The organism is Actinobacillus genomosp. 2, from assembly GCF_029773605.1.
In the GTDB taxonomy this organism is placed as follows: domain Bacteria; phylum Pseudomonadota; class Gammaproteobacteria; order Enterobacterales; family Pasteurellaceae; genus Actinobacillus.
In genome coordinates this window covers 1,031,001-1,046,575 of the sequence record NZ_CP103807.1, presented here as the reverse complement: position 1 = coordinate 1,046,575, position 15,575 = coordinate 1,031,001, and the positions used below count along the sequence as shown (strand labels likewise).

Annotated in this window: 14 protein-coding genes and 1 pseudogene; 10 read left to right on the top strand and 5 right to left on the bottom strand. The window is 39.8% G+C overall.

The window, feature by feature from the left end; translation table 11 throughout:
• Positions 1-86 precede the first annotated feature (86 nt).
• Positions 87-305: an acetolactate synthase 2 small subunit gene (ilvM, locus tag NYR60_RS05125; RefSeq protein WP_279465906.1), complete on the bottom strand. Its 219-nt coding sequence runs from the start codon at positions 303-305 to the stop codon at positions 87-89.
• 18 nt (positions 306-323) lie between these two features.
• Entirely contained in the window at positions 324-1,976 is a 1,653-nt protein-coding gene (ilvG, locus tag NYR60_RS05120; protein WP_279465905.1) for an acetolactate synthase 2 catalytic subunit, read from the bottom strand.
• Positions 1,977-2,396: 420 nt separating this feature from the next.
• Here ilvG and nrfA point away from each other — a divergent pair, with 420 nt between their 5' ends.
• The 10 genes and pseudogenes from nrfA to NYR60_RS05070 all read left to right on the top strand — a co-directional run bounded on the left by nrfA (position 2,397) and on the right by NYR60_RS05070 (position 13,849).
• The gene (gene nrfA / locus NYR60_RS05115) at positions 2,397-3,902 is read left to right on the top strand and encodes an ammonia-forming nitrite reductase cytochrome c552 subunit (protein ID WP_279465903.1); all 1,506 of its coding nucleotides are present in this window, start codon (positions 2,397-2,399) and stop codon (positions 3,900-3,902) included.
• A 20-nt stretch (positions 3,903-3,922) separates the two neighbouring features.
• The gene (nrfB, locus tag NYR60_RS05110) at positions 3,923-4,576 is read left to right on the top strand and encodes a cytochrome c nitrite reductase pentaheme subunit (protein ID WP_279465902.1); all 654 of its coding nucleotides are present in this window, start codon (positions 3,923-3,925) and stop codon (positions 4,574-4,576) included.
• Positions 4,576-5,253, top strand: coding sequence for a cytochrome c nitrite reductase Fe-S protein (gene nrfC / locus NYR60_RS05105; protein WP_279465900.1), 678 nt, complete (start codon positions 4,576-4,578; stop codon positions 5,251-5,253). The genes nrfB and nrfC overlap by 1 nt, the downstream gene beginning before the upstream one ends.
• Positions 5,253-6,221, top strand: coding sequence for a cytochrome c nitrite reductase subunit NrfD (nrfD, locus tag NYR60_RS05100; protein WP_279465898.1), 969 nt, complete (start codon positions 5,253-5,255; stop codon positions 6,219-6,221). The genes nrfC and nrfD overlap by 1 nt, the downstream gene beginning before the upstream one ends.
• A 146-nt stretch (positions 6,222-6,367) precedes the next feature.
• Positions 6,368-7,966 (top strand): ABC transporter substrate-binding protein, encoded by a 1,599-nt coding sequence (locus tag NYR60_RS05095; RefSeq protein ID WP_279465896.1) that lies wholly within the window; start codon positions 6,368-6,370, stop codon positions 7,964-7,966.
• A gap of 183 nt (positions 7,967-8,149) precedes the next feature.
• Complete coding sequence (locus NYR60_RS05090; RefSeq protein ID WP_279465894.1) at positions 8,150-9,751, top strand: ABC transporter substrate-binding protein; 1,602 nt, start codon at positions 8,150-8,152, stop codon at positions 9,749-9,751.
• Positions 9,752-9,878: 127 nt separating this feature from the next.
• A complete protein-coding gene (locus NYR60_RS05085; RefSeq protein WP_279465893.1) occupies positions 9,879-10,883 on the top strand; it encodes an ABC transporter permease subunit in 1,005 nt (334 codons plus the stop codon).
• A 77-nt stretch (positions 10,884-10,960) separates the two neighbouring features.
• Positions 10,961-11,851 carry an ABC transporter permease subunit gene (locus NYR60_RS05080; protein WP_279465892.1) on the top strand — a complete coding sequence of 297 codons (891 nt, stop codon included), beginning with the start codon at positions 10,961-10,963 and terminating at the stop codon, positions 11,849-11,851.
• 10 nt (positions 11,852-11,861) lie between these two features.
• Positions 11,862-12,847, top strand: a pseudogene (gene dppD / locus NYR60_RS05075) (dipeptide ABC transporter ATP-binding protein).
• A gap of 12 nt (positions 12,848-12,859) precedes the next feature.
• Positions 12,860-13,849, top strand: a complete 990-nt coding sequence (locus NYR60_RS05070; protein ID WP_279465891.1) for a peptide ABC transporter ATP-binding protein — start codon at positions 12,860-12,862, stop codon at positions 13,847-13,849.
• 132 nt (positions 13,850-13,981) lie between these two features.
• Here the strand turns inward: NYR60_RS05070 and psiE are convergent, their stop codons facing one another.
• The 3 genes from psiE to NYR60_RS05055 form a co-directional block, all read right to left on the bottom strand.
• Entirely contained in the window at positions 13,982-14,392 is a 411-nt protein-coding gene (psiE, locus tag NYR60_RS05065; protein WP_279445183.1) for a phosphate-starvation-inducible protein PsiE, read from the bottom strand.
• 77 nt (positions 14,393-14,469) lie between these two features.
• Positions 14,470-15,102, bottom strand: coding sequence for a hydrolase (locus tag NYR60_RS05060; protein ID WP_279465889.1), 633 nt, complete (start codon positions 15,100-15,102; stop codon positions 14,470-14,472).
• Positions 15,103-15,159: 57 nt separating this feature from the next.
• Positions 15,160-15,504 carry a RidA family protein gene (locus NYR60_RS05055; RefSeq protein WP_279465887.1) on the bottom strand — a complete coding sequence of 115 codons (345 nt, stop codon included), beginning with the start codon at positions 15,502-15,504 and terminating at the stop codon, positions 15,160-15,162.
• Positions 15,505-15,575 lie beyond the last annotated feature (71 nt).

Genomic DNA, 15,575 nt, shown 5'->3' with positions numbered 1-15,575 from the left:
AACAATGTATAAGCGGTTGCATTTATTTGATATTTTACCAGAAACAAATAAAAAACAACCGCTTGTGAAATTTGCTTTTTAGTTGATTAGCGAATCGATTTTACATCGATCAGTTTGCTTAATTGATGCGTCAGCAATTCAATCGCTCGTGTACTTTGTATATGAAGTGTCATTTCAAAATGTTGTGTATCACTACTGACATTCATCGTTAAAATCTCAAATCCACGATGACGTACAACTCGTAAAATTCGCTCAAGTGTTTCAGGGCGTTTCTCTGCCGTAATAGTTAGATCGTAACGTTGCATATTTATTTCTCCCTATTCTTACACTTCATCATCAAGCATATCGGCGTTACACGCACCCGGTGGCACAAGCGGCCATACGTTATCTTCTTCCGGAATACAAACATGTAGTAGATAAGCTTCTTTGGCATTGAGCAAACGATCTAATGCGTCAGATACTTCGCTTGCTTTTTCGATACGCTCACCTTCAATTCCAAACGCTGAAGCCAATACCACAAAATCGGGATTATCATCTAAAATCGTATTACTGTGGCGACCATGGAAGAAGAGTGATTGCCATTGGCGTACCATTCCTAAACGTTGGTTATCTAGTAATAAAATTTTGATGGGTAACTTGCCACGTTTGATTGAGCCGAATTCTTGGATATTCATCATAATTGAGCCGTCACCGGTGACTAATATCACAGGATCTTGTGGACGAGCTTTTACCGCACCCACCGCTGCCGGTAAACCGAAGCCCATTGAACCGAAACCTGCCGAAGTGATGAAGTTTTCCGGGGCAAAATGTTGTAAATGCTGTGCAGACCACATTTGGTGTTGGCCTACATCAGTCGTGATAATCGCATTTTTCGGTTTGCGTTGTGAAAGCGTGTTTAGTAATGCCTTAGCATCAATATCGCCTTCTCCGGCATTATCAATATAGTGGAAATCCAAATCTGCTTTTAAGCGTTTTACATCTTCACGCCAAGGCTCAATATCTAACGGTTGTGCCAAAGCATTAACTGCTTCAATTAAATCACCTTGTAATGCCACCTGTACTTTGCGTAACTTATTAATTTCAGCAATATCAATATCAATATGAATCACTTTAGCGTGTGGCGCAAAAGTGTCTAATTTACCGGTTACTCGGTCGTCAAAACGTGCTCCGCACGCGATTAAAAGATCACATTCTTGTACCGCATAGTTTGCTGCTTTAGTACCGTGCATACCGATCATACCCATATAAAGTGGATCATCAACGGTAATTGTGCCTAGCCCTTTTAAGGTTGATACAGACGGAATATTTGTGACTTTTAGGAAATTTCTGACCGCTTGTACACCGCCAGCCATACCGACACCGCCACCGACGTAAAGTACCGGACGTTTAGCATTAGCCAATAGAGCTTTTGCTTCACTGAGTAAGTATGGATCTTGTGGGCCAACAGGCTGTTTTTCATAAACAATCGGTTTGGCTGAAGTTGGAGCGAGTTGAATATCACGAGGAATATCGACTAATACCGGACCAGGACGACCACTTTGTGCAATCTGGAACGCTCGAGCGATAATTTCCGGTAATTCTTCAATATTTTGGACAATGAAACTGTGTTTAGTACAAGCGAGTGATAAGCCTAAAACATCGGATTCTTGGAAAGCGTCTGTACCGATCAAATGACTTGCTACCTGTCCAGTAAGAGCAACCACAGGAATAGAATCTAACGCTGCATCGCCCAATCCGGTAATCAAATTCGTTGCACCAGGACCGGAAGTCGCAATACATACCCCAACTTTACCCGTTGCACGTGCATAGCCAATAGCAGCCATTGCCGCACCTTGCTCGTTGCGAACTAATAAATGATCTAATCCTGAGTCATAAAGCGCATCATAAGTAGGCATAATCGCCCCACCAGGGTAACCAAATAGTGTAGTCACGCCCTGTGCTTTCAGACTTTCAATGACTAAATTTGCACCGTTCATTGTATGTTGTGTCCTTATATTATTTATTTAGTTAAATTTATAAAATAAAAGATTGTTATTGATAACACAGATTCTGATTTTTTTAAACCTTATAGATTAAAATAATTGTAATTAATACGATCTTTATCTACCTGAATAAATACGGATAAGCCATATTATCAGCTCGAAGCAAACGTTATCGTTACTAAAGATTTTATGAATGGCATAAATAGATAAAAATGATTGTTATTTATGTGCAAAATAAGATACCGCTAAAGAGGTATTTGTGGATTTTTTGTTGATTTATTTCAATAAAAGTTAAAATCGAACTAAAAATTTTAGTTATTTTGTTCTATTCTCATTAATGAAACTTAAAGTTTATCTTATTGTTTTAATAAGAAAAGTTATCATTTCTATCTACATTTTGTGGGGGGACACAACGTGAAACGTTTAACTAAAAAATTAGCAATGGCGACCATTGCGATGTTGGGGTGTTTATCATCATCAGCATGGGCAGAGGAAGCGAAAGCTCCATCTTTAACAGATAAAGCATTAAAACATGAAAAACTAGGTGTAGTAGTAGAATCGGCAAACCATAAATTTGCTGAAAAATATCCGCTTCAATATAACTCATGGAAAGCCACTTCAGAATCAACGGATCGTGGTAGTGCATTAGAAGCAGATCCTCGTTATGTTGTGTTATGGGCGGGTTATTTATTTTCCGCAGAGTATAACAAACCTCGTGGTCACTATTATGCAGTAACAGACGTACGTGAAATTTTACGTACTGGTGCACCAAAAGATGAAAATGATGGCCCTCAGCCAATGGCTTGTTGGACATGTAAAGGTCCGGATGTACCTCGCTTAATCGAAGAAAAAGGCGAGCGTGGTTACTTTGATCCGAAATGGGCAAAATACGGTGCTGAAATCGTAAACTCAATCGGTTGTGCAGACTGTCATGATACAAAATCTAAAGAGTTTGAAGAAGGCAAACCAGCATTACGCGTTGCTCGTCCACACGTATTACGTGCATTAGAAACTGTAGGTTGGAAATTTGAAGATTTAGATAAACATGGTAAACGTGTTGCGGTATGTGCAAACTGTCACGTTGAGTACTACTTTAAAGATAAAACGGACGTAACGTTCCCTTGGAAAAAAGGTGTGGATGTCGATAGTATTGAGAAATATTACGATGAAATTCAATTTACTGACTGGACTCATGCTTTATCTAAAGCACCTATGTTAAAAGCACAACACCCAGATTTTGAAGTTTGGTCTCAAGGTGTACATGGTAAAAATGGCGTAACTTGTATCGACTGCCATATGCCGAAAGTGAAAGATAAAGATGGTAAAGTTTATACGGATCACAAAATTGGTAATCCATTCGATCAATTTGATGTGACTTGTAAAACGTGTCATGAACAAAGCAAAGAAACATTACAAAAACGTGTAAAAGAGCATAAACATCAAGTTAAAGAAGCAATGATCAAACTTGAAGATCAATTAGTGAAAGCACACTTTGAAGCGAAAGCAGCTTGGGATGCTGGTGCAACTCAAGAAGAAATGAAAGATGTGTTAACAGCAATTCGTCACGCTCAATGGCGTTGGGATTACTCAGCAGCGGGTCACGGTAGCCATATGCACGCTCCGGATGTAATGCTGCATGTAATTGCAACAGGTATTGACCGTGCAGCGGATGCTCGTGCGAAACTCGGTGTAGTATTAGCGAAACATGGTGTAACAACACCGGTTGCTATTCCAGATATTTCTACGAGAGAAAAAGCACAAAAAGCGATTGGTTTAAATATGCCAAAATTAGAGGCAGATAAAGCAGAATTTTTACGTACAGTCGTTCCACAATGGGAAGCTCAAGCTCGTGAAAAAGGTTTATTACCTGCAGTAGAAGAACCGAAAGCGGTTACAGCACCAAAAGCAGAAGCGAAATAATAGAAGCTTGAGGTGAAATTATGAAAAACATTATCTCAAAAGTAGGGCGAGCAATCGCCCTCCAAGCGGTCGCTTTTGCAAGTTTCTTTGCAATTTCAACCGCTTCCCAAGCGGAAATGCCACAACCACCGAAACCATTGTGGAGTGAGCAAGCAAGTGATGCACAAATTGCAGAAGATGCACGCCGTGATCCGAATAAATACTGTGTACAGTGTCACGAATCAGCAAACGCAACAGGTAAACCGTTCCATCATGCGGGTAAACATTTCCAAAAAAATGTGAAAAGTCCGAATAGTGGCGAACAAATTACTTGCGTAAGTTGTCATGGTAATATTTCTGAAAATCACCGTAAAGGTGTAAAAGACGTAATGCGTTTTAATCCGCATGGTAAAGCAAGCAATCCTTCGCTTGAACGTTCTGTAAATGAACAAAACCAAGTGTGTGTAGCTTGTCATACGGCGGATAAATTACGTGAAAAATTCTGGGCGCATGATACTCATGCAGCGAAAATTTCATGTACAAATTGTCATGAACTTCACCCGGAAAAAGAACCGATGAAAGACATTCCTGAAAAACAACGTATTAAACTTTGTACGGATTGTCACACAAAAATCCATTCAGGCGAATTTAAAACTCGTGAAATGGATTCACTCAAAGCAAAGGAAACTAAATAATGACTTGCACCCGTAGAGACTTCGTCTCAGGGGCAGGTGCTATCGCTGTCGTAGCAAGCACCGGGCTTGCTACCTCAGTAACTCTTGCTACTGAGAAAGAAGAGAAAAAAATTCGCTATGCGATGGTGCACGATGAAGCATCTTGTATCGGTTGTACCGCTTGTATGGACGCATGCCGTACAACGAATAAAGTACCTGAAGGTGTTTCTCGTTTAGAAATTATCCGTAGCGAGCCATATGGCGAATTTCCGAATGTCGAGTATGAATTTTTCCGTCAATCTTGCCAACATTGTACAAACGCACCTTGTGTAGCGGTTTGTCCGACCGGTGCATCATTCGTTGATCCGGAAACTGGTATCGTTGATGTACATTCAGACTTATGTGTTGGTTGCCAATACTGCATCGCAGTTTGTCCATACCGTGTACGTTTTATTCATCCGGAGAAAAAATCAGCAGATAAATGTAACTTCTGTCGTGATACCAATCTTGCGGAAGGTAAACAGCCTGCTTGTGTAGAGGCTTGTCCGACCAAAGCGTTAACTTTCGGTGATATGAACGATCATAATAGTGAAGTGTACAAAAAAGTACGTGAAAATCCTGTATATCGTACTAAAGTATCTTTAGGTACAGAGCCGAACTTATACCACATTCCATTTGGCAAGGGGGAACATAGATAATGAACGACTATATTCCATTCCAAACCCCGAATTTAGTGTGGGACAGCACCATTGCGATTTACCTTTTCTTATTAGGTATTTCATCAGGTGCGGTGCAGTTAGCGATCGCTTACCGTAATAGCGGTAATAAAATCGAAAAAAATAGCGAAAACTGGATTATTCGTAGTGCGGCTATTTTAGGTACGTTACCGACGCTTATCGGTTTAACATTATTGATCTTCCATCTGACTAAACCGTGGACATTCTGGAAATTAATGTTTAACTATAGCGGTACTTCCGTTATGTCGATGGGGGTAATGCTATTCCAAATCTATATGGCGGTTTTAGTCGTTTGGATAGCAATTATGTTTAAAGACTGGTTAGCAGTTTTAATTAACCGTTATATTCCGGCACTGAAGTTTGTTTTACCGTTAGTGGATTTTGCAGAAACCCGTTTGCTAAAATTGGTAGAGTTCGTACTCTTTGTGTTAGCGGCCGTATTAGGGGCTTATACTGGTTTCCTACTTTCTGCTTTAATCAGCTATCCAATGTTAAATAACCCTGTATTACCAGCGTTATTCTTAGCATCAGGTACATCATCCGGTATTGCTGCGACATTCTTAATGATCTTAATTGCTGGTAAATTATCCGGTGAAAGCAACGAAGTACACTTTATCCATAAATTTGAAGTTCCAGTAATGGTGACTGAACTAGGTTTGTTAGTGGCATTCTTTGTTGGTTTACATTTCGGTGGGGCGGATAAACAACTTGCATTACATAATGCGTTATCGGGCTTCTGGGGAACTATTTTCTGGGTTGGGGTATTCTTTATCGGTATCTTAATTCCATTAGTGGCAAATATTCTAGGTAGCCATAGTTTGAAACATAATGTTAAATTTATCATTTTCGTTTCAATTCTTGATTTAATCGGTGTATTGTGTTTACGTTATTTCATCCTCTATGGCGGACAATTAACCGTAGCAAGTTAAACTCAGATTAAAAACAAAAAGTCCTAATTAATATTAGGACTTTTTTTATATCTATTTAAAAATTTATATCTATTCATTTGAGAGCAAAGATATATCCTGATAATATCTGAATATACTAATAATATGACACAATATCAGGAATCCTAATGAAAAAACTCTCTGCCTTATCTGCGTTTGCTATTGCAACTTTTTCCGGCTCTGTTCTGGCGGCTCCGCAAACATTTACTTATTGTATTGAATCTTCTCCCACCTTTTTAAATCCGCAAATCGGTACAGACGGTGCAACATTAGATGTAGCACAGGCGTTATATAATCGTTTAATTGATTTTGAGCCGGGTACGACAAATCTTATTCCTTCCTTAGCTGAAAAATGGGATATTTCTGCGGATGGTAAAACTTATACCTTTTATTTACGTAAAGGGGTTAAATTTCATAAAAATAAAGAATTTACCCCATCTCGTAATTTCAATGCCGATGATGTGCTATTCGTTTTTAACCGCCAATTAAATAAATATAACTATTTCCATAATGTGTCGGGCGGTAACTACGAGTTTTTCTTAGGTATGGATATGCCTAATATTATTGAGAAAGTAGAGAAAGTGGATACTTATGTAGTTAAATTCCACTTAAAAGTGCCAAATGCCCCGTTTTTAGCTAATCTTGCGATGGATTTCGCGTCAATTTCCTCGTCAGAATATGCTGACCAAATGTTAAAAGCTGGCACACCGGAAAAAGTCGATACTGCACCGATTGGTACTGGACCGTTTGAGTTTGCCGGTTTACAAAAAGATGCTTATGTGCGTTTTAAAGCATTTGATGATTATTGGCAGGGGAGGGCAAAATTAGACCGCTTAGTGTTTAGTGTGACACCCGATGCGACGGTACGTTATGCCAAATTGCAGAAAAACGAATGTCAGGCAATGCCGTATCCAAACCCAGCTGATATTGCTCAGATGAAAGCGGATACTAACTTACAAGTATTAGAAAAATCCGGCTTAAATATCGGCTATATTACTTTTAATTTGGATAAGAAACCGTTAGATAATCAGAAAGTACGTCAAGCTCTCAATTATGCGGTAAACAAGCAGGCAATTTTAGAATCGGTGTATCAAGGTACAGGTTCTGTTGCCAAAAATCCGATGCCGCCGACAATTTGGGGCTATAACGATCAGGTTCAGGATTATGAATATAATCCGGAGAAAGCGAAGGCGTTATTAAAAGAAGCTGGCTTGGAAAATGGTTTTGAAACGGAATTATGGGCAATGCCGGTTTCTCGCCCGTATAATCCGAATGCACGTCGTATGGCTGAAATGGTTCAAGAAGATTGGAAGCAAATCGGGGTGAATGCCAAAATTGTTAGTTTTGAATGGGGAGAATACCTCAAGCGAATGGAACAAGGCGAACATTCAACCGGTATGATGGGCTGGACTGGCGATAACGGTGATCCGGATAATTTCTTAAATACTTTATTAAGTTGTAATGCGGTCAAACAAGGCTCAAATTATGCACATTTCTGTGATAAATCTTACAATGATTTAGTTACGCAAGCAGCGCAAGAGCCAGATAAGGTAAAGCGAGAAGCACTTTATAAACAGGCTCAAGTAATTTTTAAACAGCAAGCGCCTTGGTTGCCGATTGCACATTCGACAACTTATTTTCCAATACGTAAAGAAGTAAAAGGCTATACGGTCAGTCCTTTTTTATCACATAATTTTTATCGCATTGAACTAGAAAATTCCCAATAGTTTAAAATTTATATTGGATAGATTGCAATTGATATGATGAGCGGTCTAAATTTAGTGAAAGATTTTCAAATTTTCGCTAAATTTAGACCGCTTTTTATGGAAAAAGTATTGAACTTCATTGAAAAACTTGTATATTCAAATAATTCATAAAAATAAAAAGCAAACACAATACTGGAGTATTCAATGAATAAACTAACAAAACTTTCTCTGCTCTCATTGGCAATTGCCGCTTCAAGTTCGGCTTTTGCTGCACCTAAAACATTTGTTTATTGTTTAGAAGCCTCTCCTACCTATTTAAATCCGCAATTTGCAACAGACGGCGGTACGCTTGATGCAACCAGCCAAGCGATTTTTAATCGTTTAGTTGACTTTGCTAAAGGCGAAACAACAGTTGTACCATCCTTAGCGGAAAAATGGGAAGTGTCGGAAGACGGCAAAAGTTATACCTTTTATTTACGTAAAGGGGTGAAATTCCATTCGACTAAAGATTTTAAACCGAGCCGTGATTTTAATGCGGACGATGTAGTGTTCTCATTCAATCGTCAATTAGATCCGAATCATCCGTATCATAAAGTATCTGGTGGTAACTATGAATATTTTATCGGTATGGATATGGGCAACATTATTCAAAATGTTGAGAAAGTGGATGATTATACGGTTAAAATTAATCTAAAAGTACCGAATGCACCCTTCTTAGCGAATATTGCGATGGATTTTGCTTCGATTTTCTCTGCGGAATATGCGGATAAATTATTAAAAGCGGGTACGCCTGAAAAATTAGATCAAAATCCGGTTGGTACGGGACCATTCCAATTTGTTGATTACCAAAAAGATGCTCAGATTCGTTATAAAGGTTTTGAGCAATATTGGGAAGGTAAACCGGCGATCGACCGTTTAGTCTTTGCGATTACACCGGATGCTTCGGTGCGTATGGCGAAATTACAAAAAGGTGAATGTCACGCCGCACCTTATCCGAATCCGGCTGATCTTGAAGCATTGAAAAAAGATCCGAATATCAATTTAATGACCAAGCTGGGTTTAAATATCGGCTATTTACATTTCAATACGCAGAAAAAACCGTTTGATGATGTGAAAGTGCGTCAAGCGTTAAACTATGCGATTAATAAAGATGCAATTATTCAGTCTGTTTATCAAGGTTCCGGTGAAAAAGCGAAAAATCCGATTCCACCGACAATGTGGAGTTATAACGATGAAGTGAAGGATTATGACTATAATCCGGAAAAAGCCAAAGCCTTGTTAAAAGAAGCCGGATTGGAAAAAGGTTTTGATACTGAAGTGTGGGCAATGCCGGTTTCTCGTCCGTATAACCCGAATGCACGTCGTATGGCGGAGCTTATCCAAGAAGATTGGAAAAAAGTGGGTGTGAATGCCAAAATCGTGAGTTACGAATGGGGTGAATATCTCAATCGTATGCGTGACGGCGAACATACCACCGGTATGATGGGCTGGAACGGTGATAACGGCGATCCGGATAATTTCCTGAATACTTTATTAAGTTGTGCGGCAGTAAAACAAGGTTCTAACTATGCCAAATTCTGTCATAAAGATTTTGATAAGTTAATGACCGATGCAGTTCAAACAACTGATAAAGCAAAACGTACCGAGCTTTATAAACAAGCGCAAGTACTTTTCAAAGAACAAGCACCATGGGTAACCATTGCTCACTCAACCACTTATTTCCCGGTTCGTAAGGAAGTAAAAGGTTATGTGATCAGCCCATTTAGCTTACATAATTTCTACGGGGTTGATTTAGAGGCAAAATAAGTTCTCTTATTAACCATTGAAAAGCACGGCAGAAAGTTATTAGCAATTTGTAAAAAATCCGCTGAATTTTACCGCTTAATGCCGTGTTTTTCATATTTTCCGTGGTTCAAATAATGAGTATTACCTAATGTTTTCATTTATTCTTAAACGTCTTTTGATGGTTATCCCAACCTTTCTGGCGATAACGTTAATTACTTTTGCCTTAGTGCATTTAATTCCGGGCGACCCGATTGAAATTCGTATGGGGGAACGAGGTCTAGATCCGGCAGTTCACGCTCAGATGATGGCTCAGCTTGGTTTAGATTTACCCTTACCTGAACAATATTTTAATTATATTAAGGGAATCTTTCAGGGCGATCTCGGCAATTCATTCCGTAACAATGAACCGGTGTTAAAAGAGTTTTTTACACTTTTCCCAGCAACGGTTGAATTAGCGTTTTTTGCGTTGTTATGGTCGCTGATATTTGGGATTTTCCTCGGTGTGATTGCCGCTGTGAAGAAAGATTCGTGGATTTCACATACAGTAACCACTTTATCTTTAACTGGATATTCGATGCCGATTTTCTGGTGGGGGTTAATCTTAATTCTCTATTTCTCTACGCCGTTAGGTTTACCGGCTTCTGGGCGTTTACCTTCCGAATATTGGATTGAAGCGGAAAGTGGCTTTATGTTGTATGACACTTGGATTTCAGAGGAACCGGGTGCTTTTCTTGCCGCTATCAAATCCTTGATTTTACCTTCAATCGTATTAGGGACTATTCCATTGGCGGTGGTGACACGTATGACTCGTTCTTCAATGCTGGAAGTGTTAGGTGAAGATTATATTCGTACCGCAAAAGCGAAGGGTTTGAATACCACTCGTATTGTGATTGTCCATGCGTTACGCAATGCTTTGATTCCGGTAGTTACCGTTGTGGGATTAATTGTGGGGCAGTTACTTTCCGGTGCTGTACTTACCGAGAATATCTTTTCGTGGCCAGGGATCGGTAAATGGATTATCGATGCGATTAATGCTCGTGACTATCCGGTTTTACAAGGTTCAGTACTAATTATTGCGACGATTATTATTTTAGTGAACTTAACCGTTGATTTAATTTATGGTGTTGTTAATCCAAGAATTCGCCATAACTAAGCCTATTTTTCAGCTTTCACAAGCGGTTAAATTTACGCAACATTTTGCAAAATGATTTGAATGGAGTGAGATACATAATGTCTTCAACAACCCTTTCGGCACCGGCTCCGAAGACACCTTTACAAGAGTTTTGGTATTACTTTTGCCAAAACCGTGGTGCGGTTATCGGGCTTGCCTTTATTACGATTGTCTTTTTCGCTGCGGTATTTGCAGGTTGGGTCGCCCCTTTTGATCCGATTGAGCAAAATCGTAGTGCCTTATTACTACCTCCGGCGTGGATGGACGGTGGTAATTCCGCTTATCTGTTAGGAACTGATGATATTGGACGTGATATTCTTTCTCGCATTATCTACGGTGCGCGTTTATCGGTGTTTATCGGCTTAGTTATCGTGATTTTATCTTGCGTATTCGGCGTAATTTTAGGCTTACTTGCCGGCTATTACGGCGGTGTGATTGATATCGTGATTATGCGTTTTGTCGATATTATGTTAGCCATTCCGAGCTTACTTCTCACCATTGGCGTGGTCACCATTTTAGGACCTTCCTTGATTAATGCGGCGATTGCGATTGCGATTGTTTCGATTCCAAGCTATGTACGTTTAACTCGTGCTTCGGTGATGAGCGAAAAGAATCGTGATTATGTGGTGGCGAGCCGAGTTGCCGGTGCCGGTGTATTACGTTTAATGTTTGTCGTCATTTTACCAAACTGTCTAGCACCATTAATCGTACAAATGACGATGGGGATTTCCAATGCGATTTTAGAACTTGCCGCACTTGGTTTCTTAGGTATTGGTGCGCAGCCACCAACACCGGAATTAGGCACGATGTTAGCGGAATCTCGTGGTTTTATGCAATCGGCAAACTGGTTAGTAACCATTCCAGGACTAGCAATTTTATTACTTGTATTAGCGTTTAACTTAATGGGTGACGGCTTACGTGATGCACTCGATCCAAAATTGAAACAATAAGGAGAGCAAGATGGCTTTATTAACGGTAGATCAGCTTTCTGTCCATTTCGGTGATGAGAAAGCCCCTTTCAAAGCGGTAGATCGTATTAGTTATACGATTAACGAAGGTGAAGTGTTAGGCATTGTCGGTGAGTCAGGTTCGGGTAAATCGGTCAGCTCGTTAGCGATTATGGGTTTAATTGACTTCCTGGTCGTGTGACAGCAAATTCGCTTGAGTTTAATGGTAATGATTTATTAGCGTTAAAACCGAAAGAAAAACAAAAAATTGTTGGTGCGGACGTATCGATGATTTTCCAAGATGCGATGACCAGTCTTAACCCGAGTTATACTGTTGGTTTCCAAATTATGGAAGCGTTGAAAGTGCATCAAGGCGGCTCAAAAGCGGCTCGCCGTGAACGTGCGATTGAATTATTAACCATGGTGGGGATTCCTGATCCGCAATCTCGTTTAGAGGTTTATCCGCATCAGCTTTCAGGTGGTATGAGCCAGCGTGTGATGATCGCTATGGCGATTGCGTGTAATCCGAAACTATTGATTGCGGACGAACCGACCACCGCATTAGACGTAACGATTCAAGCACAAATTATTGATTTATTGCTGGAATTGCAACGTAAAGAAAATATGGCGTTGATTCTGATTACCCACGATTTAGCATTGGTTGCAGAATTGGCACATCGCATTATTGTGATGTATGCAGGGCAAGTAGTGGAAGAGGGCAAAGCAGAATTAATCTTTAAAGCACCACTTCACCCTTATACTCAAGCATTGCTTAAAGCGTTGCCTGAATTTGCCGAAGGTAAATCTCGTTTACAATCGCTGCCCGGTGTGGTTCCTGGTAAATACGACCGACCGCAAGGCTGTTTGCTGAATCCTCGTTGTCCGTATGCAACGGATAAATGCCGAACCAGTGAGCCTGAATTACGGGTTTTAAACGGTCGCCAAGTGAAGTGTCATTTTCCGTTAGATGAAAATGGCGTGCCAACGATCCAACAATAACGGAGAAGCGAAATGACTGATTTGCAAAAAAATGAACAAAACGTACCGCTTCTTGATGCGAAAAATCTGAAAAAATATTATCCGGTTAAGCAAGGTATGTTTGCTAAACCGAAAACAGTTAAAGCGGTAGATGGCGTGTCATTCCAATTGGAACGAGGTAAAACGCTAGCGGTGGTCGGCGAGTCCGGTTGCGGTAAATCAACCTTGGGGAGAATGCTCACCATGATTGAAAGCCCAACTGAAGGCGAGCTGTTTTATAAAGGGCAGAATTTCTTAGTCAATGATAAAGATACCGCTGCATTACGCCGTAAAAAAATTCAGATTGTATTCCAAAACCCTTATAGCTCGCTGAATCCACGTAAAAAAGTGGGCAGCATTTTAGAAGAACCGTTATTAATCAATACCGATTTATCGGCAGCAGAGCGTAAAGCGAAAGTGTTGGAAATGATGGGCAAAGTCGGCTTAAAACCTGAGTTTTATGACCGTTATCCGCATATGTTCTCCGGCGGACAACGCCAGCGTATTGCGATTGCTCGAGGCTTAATGCTTAACCCTGATGTAGTGGTAGCGGATGAGCCGGTTTCGGCATTGGACGTATCGGTGCGTGCGCAAGTGCTTAATTTGATGATGGATCTGCAAGACGAGATGGGACTTTCCTATGTTTTCATTTCGCATGATCTGTCGGTGGTTGAGCATATTGCCGATGAAGTGATGGTGATGTACTTAGGACGAGTGGTGGAGCAAGGCGAAACCAAAGCGATTTTCAGTAATCCTCGCCACCCGTACACCCAAGCGTTACTTTCGGCGACACCTCGCTTAAATCCGGAGCAACGTCGTGAGCGAATTAAATTAACCGGTGAATTACCAAGCCCGTTAAATCCGCCGAAAGGTTGTGCATTTCACGCTCGTTGCCGTTTGGCGACCGAAAAATGTAAAGCTGAACAGCCGCAGTTAAAAAGCTACGAAAACGACACTAAAATTGCTTGTTTTATGGTGGAATAATTTAAGAGGAATGTTAGCCACGGAATACTCTGATTACTTGGAAGTTATCCTATGTGATCATTGCTTTCCGTGGTTTTTTATTTATAAGCGGTAGAATATTTAGAAAATTTAACTACGTAATACACGGATAATTTAGATATTTCTGAGTTTATCCGAATAAAGTACTAAGCAAAGTGCGATCACCATGAGTAAGATGGCACCTGCGAATAGAATTGTGTTTGTAGCACTTTCGTGGTCAACAATGATTAGGCGTAACATCGCAGTGATCCCAGCATAAATAAAATAGCGTAATGGGAAATGATAACCGCTCTTAAAATATTGCGAAATGAGTCCTAAAAAACCGAAGTAGAGAAAGAACATTACGATTTGTTCGGCTAAGGCATAGGGGACAGTAGTTCCACTAGTTAAAATCATTATGCATAGTCCGTAAGTCACTTTAACCAAAGCGATGATTAATACAATAGCAAGAATAATGAGTAATGAACTTAAAATATTGCGTAATAGTTTGGTAATGGTTTCAGGTAATGCTTCTGTGAGATTCATTTTTTATCCTTTATTATAGAATTTAATTTATGTCCTAAAATAATAGATCGATTTTCGTAAAGTCACAATCAGAAGCATTATAAGAGTTGCTGAATATTGTCGATAATGTAATCCATAATTGATTTTCCCGTATGTAATTTATGTCTTAACATTTGTTGAGCATCGAAATGATGAATATGGAGTGTTTCATTGATATTTGGTTCATCAGTCAGTAACCATTGTTGACCTATCTGAGCCACAATATCGGAAAGATCTAAGTTCTCGTTTTCTGCTCGAATATTAATCCAAAAATCAGCATCTGGTTGGGGTTGCGGTGTTTTATAGATATTTGAGCCGAGCCAAACTAATGTTCCCTCTCCAACTGGATCAAGTGTAGCAAGAATACGTACTCTATAGCCTTTGTCTTTTAGTATTTTGGCTAAATGCGGTGCATTCCAACCACCTAAACTGTGTCCGATAATATAAATAAGATCCTGCGGTTGAATTTTGAGTAAGACATTTAACTCAATATCACTTAAATGATAAATATGGTTATAGCCAAGAGAATGGAAGTGAATATTTGAATAATTTGCTAAATATCTGTGGATTTTTCTAGCGAATCTTTTTTGTGCAATTGTGATATTATTCAGAGGTCCTACAAAATAGTAGGGTTCAAGATCAGCTGCACCACCAATAAAGAAAATATGAGCGTGTCGATTAAATGATCTCATGTTTCCTCCTATTCGATTAAGCACGCTAGGCGTAAGCAAATAGTTACGCCTTACTCATTAAATGGCGGCAGTGACAACGATTTCAACCTTCCAGTTGGGATTTGCGAGTCTTGCTTCCACCGCAGCCCGTGGCGGTGCATTATTTTCTGCAACCCATTCGTCCCAAGCACGGTTCATCTCATCATAATAAGCCATATTCGCAAGATAAACGGTTGCCATTAAGATCTTACTTTTATCGGTATTAGCTTTCGCTAAAAATTTATCAATTTCCGCAAGCACTTGTTTGGTTTGCTGATAAGCATCTTGGCTATCGTCAGTCGGTACTTGACCGGCTAGATAAGCCACGCCGTTATAAATTGTCACTTCAGAGAAACGTTTACTAACATCAATACGTTGAATCATAATATTCCCTATCTTTAAAAAAGAACAAGCGGTAGAAATTTGCAAAAAATTGCAAGATTTTACCGCTTGTC

Bases quoted from the DNA above. Each gene is read 5' to 3' on its own strand.
- NYR60_RS05095 (WP_279465896.1), top strand. From the start codon at position 6,368: ATGAAAAAACTCTCTGCCTTATCTGCGTTTGCTATTGCAACTTTTTCC.
- ilvG (WP_279465905.1), bottom strand. From the start codon at position 1,976: ATGAACGGTGCAAATTTAGTCATTGAAAGTCTGAAAGCACAGGGCGTG.
- nrfB (WP_279465902.1), top strand. From the start codon at position 3,923: ATGAAAAACATTATCTCAAAAGTAGGGCGAGCAATCGCCCTCCAAGCG.
- nrfD (WP_279465898.1), top strand. From the start codon at position 5,253: ATGAACGACTATATTCCATTCCAAACCCCGAATTTAGTGTGGGACAGC.
- NYR60_RS05055 (WP_279465887.1), bottom strand. From the start codon at position 15,504: ATGATTCAACGTATTGATGTTAGTAAACGTTTCTCTGAAGTGACAATT.
- NYR60_RS05090 (WP_279465894.1), top strand. From the start codon at position 8,150: ATGAATAAACTAACAAAACTTTCTCTGCTCTCATTGGCAATTGCCGCT.
- NYR60_RS05070 (WP_279465891.1), top strand. From the start codon at position 12,860: ATGACTGATTTGCAAAAAAATGAACAAAACGTACCGCTTCTTGATGCG.
- NYR60_RS05060 (WP_279465889.1), bottom strand. From the start codon at position 15,102: ATGAGATCATTTAATCGACACGCTCATATTTTCTTTATTGGTGGTGCA.
- psiE (WP_279445183.1), bottom strand. From the start codon at position 14,392: ATGAATCTCACAGAAGCATTACCTGAAACCATTACCAAACTATTACGC.
- nrfC (WP_279465900.1), top strand. From the start codon at position 4,576: ATGACTTGCACCCGTAGAGACTTCGTCTCAGGGGCAGGTGCTATCGCT.
- ilvM (WP_279465906.1), bottom strand. From the start codon at position 305: ATGCAACGTTACGATCTAACTATTACGGCAGAGAAACGCCCTGAAACA.
- NYR60_RS05080 (WP_279465892.1), top strand. From the start codon at position 10,961: ATGTCTTCAACAACCCTTTCGGCACCGGCTCCGAAGACACCTTTACAA.
- NYR60_RS05085 (WP_279465893.1), top strand. From the start codon at position 9,879: ATGTTTTCATTTATTCTTAAACGTCTTTTGATGGTTATCCCAACCTTT.